This window comes from Pseudomonas brassicae (assembly GCF_010671725.1).
Classification (GTDB): Bacteria; Pseudomonadota; Gammaproteobacteria; order Pseudomonadales; family Pseudomonadaceae; genus Aquipseudomonas; species Aquipseudomonas brassicae.
Map to the genome: position 1 here is coordinate 1 of NZ_JAAHBU010000421.1, position 4,356 is coordinate 4,356.

The following is a 4,356-nucleotide window of genomic DNA, read 5'->3' on the forward strand; positions in this document are numbered from 1 at the left end:
AGGTCGACAGGCTGATGTGCCAGCGCCCCCAGAACTCCTTGAGGTTGCGCGCCGCGTAAGGGGCATTGAAGTTGTCCGGCAGCTTGAAGCCCAGCAGCAACGCGACACCGGTCACCAGATGGGTGTAGCCGCTGAAGTTCAGGTAGATCAGCAAGCTGTAGCCATACACGCTCAGCAGCACCTGTTCGGCGCTGTGCCCGCTGGGGGTCTCGAACACCGGGTCGACCCACTCGCTGCCCAGCCAGGCACTGAAAAAGAACAGCTTGACCACCGCCAGCGCGATCAACCCCAGCGCCCGCTGTGGCTCCAGCACCTGGCGGATCTGTGCCGGGCGAATCTGCGGCAGCATGTGCGCGGCGCGATTGACCGGGCCCGCGACCAGGCTGGGAAAGAAGGCCAGATAAAGGGCCAGGTCCAGCGGCGCGGCAGGCGCCATCTCGCGGCGGTTGATCGAAACCAGGTAGCTGACCGAATGGAAGGTGTAGAACGACAGGCCGATCGGCAGCAGCACTTCAAGCACCGGCAGTGATACGTCCAGCCCAAGGTCGGCCAGCGCAGCTTGAACGCCACCGACGAAAAATTCCTGGTACTTAAAGACATAGAAGCAACCGAGCACCAGCAGCAACACCATAAGGTAGGTGAAGCGCCGCCCCGGATGGCGCGCACTGAACAGCCCCAGCAGGTACACCAGCAGCGAATAGCCCAGCAGGATGTACAGCGACTCGAGACTGAAGCTTGCCACCAGCGCATAGCTGCCGCCCAGCAACAACACGTTCTGCAGCCGAACGCTCCAGCACAGGCTCCAGTAGACCAGGAAAAACAGTGTGAAGCAGAGGCCGAACTCGATCGAAAGAAAGCTCACAACGTAGTCCATTACGCGACATCGGAAGGGGGAGGCCTGCCTGGGGAGGAACCGCAGCGCAGAGCGGGCGCGATTATGGCAGACAGCCACGAGTCCCCACAATGCGAGGACTGTAGGAAAATCAAGTCTGTTCCTACAGCGTTTGTGCAACAGAATGCGACGAAAGATCTCGGCGGCTGATTTGCTCCCCCTGCCCCGCTCTGCTAGTGTCGCGCCGTTCAAACCGCCACCAGAGACAGCCGCCATGGCCCGAAAAAAAGCCGCCATTGATTTCGAGCAATCCCTCGCCGACCTGCAAGCACTGGTCGAGCGCCTGGAGAACGGCGAACTGTCGCTGGAAGACTCGCTGACCGCCTTCGAGCAAGGCATCGGCCTGACCCGCGACTGCCAGAGCGCCCTGACCCAGGCCGAACAGAAGGTCCAGGTGCTGCTGGAACGCGACGGCGAGCTGCGCGCCGAGCCCTTCGACGCGGAACAGCCGGAATGATCGCCGCCTACCAGGCCCGCTGCCAGGCCCAGGTGGACGCCGCGCTGGAACACCTTTTCACCCCCCCGTCGAGCGAGCTCACACGCTTGTACGCCGCCATGCGCTACAGCGTGATGAACGGCGGCAAGCGCGTGCGTCCGCTGCTGGCTTACGCCGCCTGCGAGGCGCTGGGCGCCCCGGCCGAACAGGCCAACGGCGCGGCGTGTGCAGTTGAACTGATACACGCCTATTCGCTGGTGCACGACGACCTGCCGGCGATGGACGACGACGACCTGCGCCGCGGCCAGCCGACAACCCACAAGGCGTTCGACGAGGCCTGTGCGATCCTCGCTGGCGACGGCTTGCAGAGCCTGGCTTTCAGCGCCCTGCTCGACCCGCAGTTGAGCCCGCAGAGCGATGCAATCCGCCTGAGCATGGTGCAGGCACTGGCGCTGGCGGCGGGCCCCGCCGGCATGGTCGGCGGCCAGGCCATCGACCTGGGTTCGGTGGGGCTCAAACTCGACCAGGCTGCGCTCGAGTTCATGCACCGGCACAAGACCGGCGCCCTGATCGAGGCCAGCGTCAAGCTGGGTGCGCTGGCCAGTGCACGAGCAGATGCGCAGACGCTCAAGGCCTTGCAGCAGTATGCCCAGGCCATCGGCCTGGCATTCCAGGTGCAGGACGACATTCTGGATGTCGAGAGCGATACCGCGACCCTGGGCAAACGCCAGGGCGCCGACATTGCCCGCGACAAACCGACCTACCCGGCCCTGCTCGGGCTCGACGCGGCAAAGGCGTATGCGCTGGAGCTGCGCGACCTGGCGCTGGATGCGCTGGGCCGGTTCGACGACAAGGCCGAGCCGTTGCGGGCGTTGGCGCGGTATATCGTCGAACGCCGCAGTTGATGGTGGCGGCCCTTTCGCAGGTCAAGCCCGCGCCCACACGTTTCGAGTGATCCTGTGGGCGCGGGCTGACCCGCGATGGCCGCGCCGCGCACCTAATGGGCAGCTTTTACCGCAATAAGGTAAACTGCCGCCTCATCACACCTATAATGATTCGCCTGATGCCCACGACGTTTCAAGAGATCCCCCGCGAACGCCCGGTCACGCCGCTGCTTGACCGTGCCGATACGCCAGCCGGCCTGCGGCGTCTGGCCGAAGCCGACCTGGAGAGACTGGCCGACGAGTTGCGCCAGGAACTGCTCTATAGCGTTGGCCAGACCGGCGGGCACTTCGGTGCCGGCCTGGGCGTCATCGAACTGACGATTGCCCTGCACTACGTCTTCGACACCCCGGACGACCGGCTGGTGTGGGACGTAGGGCACCAGGCCTATCCGCACAAGATCCTCACGGGTCGGCGCGAACGCATGCACAGCCTGCGTCAGAAGGACGGCCTGGCCGCCTTTCCGCGCCGTGCCGAGAGCGAGTACGACACCTTTGGTGTCGGCCACTCCAGCACCTCGATCAGCGCCGCGCTGGGCATGGCCATCGCCGCCCGCCTGCACAACGAGGCGCGCAAGTCGATTGCCGTGATCGGTGACGGCGCACTGACTGCCGGCATGGCCTTCGAGGCGTTGAACCACGCCCAGGAAGTCAACGCCGACATGCTGGTGATCCTCAACGACAACGACATGTCGATTTCGCGCAATGTCGGCGGCCTGTCCAACTACCTGGCCAAGATCCTTTCCAGCCGCACCTACGCAAGCATGCGCGAGGGCAGCAAGAAGGTGCTGTCGCGTCTGCCCGGCGCCTGGGAAATCGCCCGCCGCACCGAGGAGTATGCCAAGGGCATGCTGGTGCCCGGCACCCTGTTCGAAGAGCTGGGCTGGAACTACATCGGCCCGATCGACGGCCACGACCTGCCGACCCTGATCGCCACCCTGCGCAACATGCGTGACCTCAAGGGCCCGCAGTTCCTGCACGTGGTGACCAAGAAGGGCAAGGGCTTCGCCCCGGCCGAGGTCGACCCGATCGGCTACCACGCGATCACCAAGCTCGAACCCCTGGACGCCCCGGCCAGCGCCCCGCAAAAGGCAGGCGGGCCAAAGTATTCCGCAGTGTTCGGCCAATGGCTGTGCGACATGGCCGCCGCCGACCAGCGCCTGGTGGGCATTACCCCGGCAATGAAGGAAGGCTCGGACCTGGTGGCGTTCAGCGAACGTTACCCAGCGCGCTACTTCGACGTGGCAATTGCCGAGCAGCACGCGGTGACCCTGGCAGCCGGCATGGCCTGCGAAGGCGCCAAGCCGGTGGTGGCGATCTATTCGACCTTCCTGCAGCGTGCCTATGACCAATTGATCCACGACGTGGCGGTGCAGAACCTCGATGTGCTGTTCGCCATCGACCGTGCCGGCCTGGTGGGCGAAGACGGCCCGACCCACGCCGGCAGTTTCGACCTGTCGTTCCTGCGTTGCATCCCCGGCATGCTGGTGATGACCCCGAGCGACGAGAACGAACTGCGCAAGATGCTCAGCACCGGCCACCTGTACAACGGCCCGGCAGCGGTGCGCTACCCACGCGGCAGCGGGCCGAACGCGGCCATCGACAGCGACCTGGAGCCGCTTGAAATCGGCAAGGGCGTGATACGCCGCCAGGGCAGCAAGGTCGCCTTGCTGGTGTTCGGCGTGCAACTGGCCGAAGCACTGAAGGTGGGCGAGACGCTGGATGCGAGCGTGGTCGACATGCGCTTCGTCAAACCACTGGACGAGGCACTGGTACGTGAACTGGCGACAAGCCACGAACTGCTGGTGACGGTCGAGGAGAACGCCATCATGGGTGGTGCGGGTGCGGCAGTCAGCGAGTTCCTGGCGCGTGAAGGCGTGCTCAAGGCGGTACTGCACCTGGGCTTGCCGGATGTGTATGTGGAGCACGCCAAGCCGGCACAGATGCTGGCCGAGTGCGGGCTGGACGAGGCCGGTATCGAAGCGTCGGTGCGCCAGCGGATGCAACGACTCGGGCTTTGATCTCACCACGCATGTGAGGGCCGCTTCGCTGGCAAGCCAGCTCCCACAGGATCAGCGCTGATCCTG

The 4,356-nt window shown here is 65.0% G+C and carries 4 protein-coding genes; 3 read left to right on the forward strand and 1 reads right to left on the reverse strand.

Annotation, left to right across the window (positions count from 1 at the left end):
* On the reverse strand, positions 1-862 hold an 862-nt coding region (locus G3436_RS23270; RefSeq protein WP_420801247.1), incomplete at its 3' end, for an MBOAT family O-acyltransferase.
* A 244-nt stretch (positions 863-1,106) separates the two neighbouring features.
* On the opposite strand from G3436_RS23270, the gene G3436_RS23275 reads away from it, so the two are divergent.
* The 3 genes from G3436_RS23275 to dxs all read left to right on the forward strand — a co-directional run bounded on the left by G3436_RS23275 (position 1,107) and on the right by dxs (position 4,290).
* Positions 1,107-1,349, forward strand: coding sequence for an exodeoxyribonuclease VII small subunit (locus G3436_RS23275; RefSeq protein ID WP_043861884.1), 243 nt, complete (start codon positions 1,107-1,109; stop codon positions 1,347-1,349).
* Positions 1,346-2,233: a (2E,6E)-farnesyl diphosphate synthase gene (ispA, locus tag G3436_RS23280; RefSeq protein ID WP_163949993.1), complete on the forward strand. Its 888-nt coding sequence runs from the start codon at positions 1,346-1,348 to the stop codon at positions 2,231-2,233. The genes G3436_RS23275 and ispA overlap by 4 nt, the downstream gene beginning before the upstream one ends.
* 158 nt (positions 2,234-2,391) lie before the next feature.
* A complete protein-coding gene (gene dxs, locus G3436_RS23285; protein ID WP_163949996.1) occupies positions 2,392-4,290 on the forward strand; it encodes a 1-deoxy-D-xylulose-5-phosphate synthase in 1,899 nt (632 codons plus the stop codon).
* Positions 4,291-4,356: the final 66 nt, after the last annotated feature.